This window comes from Sphingomonas sp. NCPPB 2930 (genome assembly GCF_042867205.1).
In the GTDB taxonomy this organism is placed as follows: domain Bacteria; phylum Pseudomonadota; class Alphaproteobacteria; order Sphingomonadales; family Sphingomonadaceae; genus Sphingomonas.
On the sequence record NZ_JBHZQU010000047.1, the window covers coordinates 1 to 1020 of the forward strand.

The 1020-nt window shown below is 60.2% G+C and carries 1 pseudogene; it reads left to right on the forward strand.

The window, feature by feature from the left end:
- Positions 1-86 precede the first annotated feature (86 nt).
- Positions 87-1020, forward strand: a pseudogene (locus ACFX59_RS18235) (IS3 family transposase); the annotation flags it as partial.

Consider the following 1020-nt stretch of genomic DNA (forward strand, 5'->3'; position numbering starts at 1 on the left):
AAGTGACCTGAGCCCTTCGGATTGGTCCATTCTTTGTGAGAAATTCCCGGTTAGGTTTGGCAGGTGCCGGACGAGGGAATCCGCCGATGAAGAAGTCGAGGTTCAGCGAGCAGCAGATAGCGTTCATCCTCAAGCAGGCCGAGGATGGAACAACCGTCGAGGAGGTTTGCCGGAAGGCCGGCATATCAATCCAGACCTACTATCGATGGCGTAGCAAATACGGAGGGTTGATGCCGTCGGAGATGAAGCGCCTGAAGGTGCTGGAGGAGGAGAACATCCGGCTGAAACGGCTGGTGGCGAACCTCAGCTTAGACAAGGAGATGCTGCAGGACGTCATCCGCCGAAAAATGTAGGGCCTGGTCGAGCCCGGGAGATCGTCGGCTATTTGCAGGCGAGCTACCAGGTCAGCGAACGGCGAGCCTGCGGCGCGTTTCCGATCAATCGATCGACCCAGCGCTATCAGTCCCGCCGCCTCGATCAGGCCGGCCTTAAGATGCGGATCAAGGAGTTGGCTGCGACCCGTGTTCGCTACGGGTATCGACGCATCCATGTGCTGCTCCGGCGGGAGGGCTGGGAGATCAACCACAAGCGCACTCATCGGCTGTATCGCGAACTCGGGCTGCAGCTGCGCAACAAGACGCCCAAGCGCAAGGTGAAGGCGAAGCTGCGCGATGATCGGACGCCGGCGACGGCGCCCAACGAGTGCTGGTCGATGGATTTCCTGTCGGACCAGTTGTTCGACCGGCGCAAGATCCGGGTGCTGTCGATCGTCGACAACTTCACCCGTGTGTCGCCAGCGCTCGATGTACGGACAAGCTATCGCGGATCTGACGTGGTCGAGACGCTCGACCGCATTGCCGTGGCACATGGTCGTCCGCAGCGCATTCGCTTGGATAATGGCCCGGAGTTCATCTCGAAGGATCTCGACCTGTGGGCGTATCAGCATGGTGTGGTGCTCGACTTCAGCAGGCCTGGAAAGCCGACTGACAATGCGTTCGCGGAGGCGTTCAACGGCCGGGT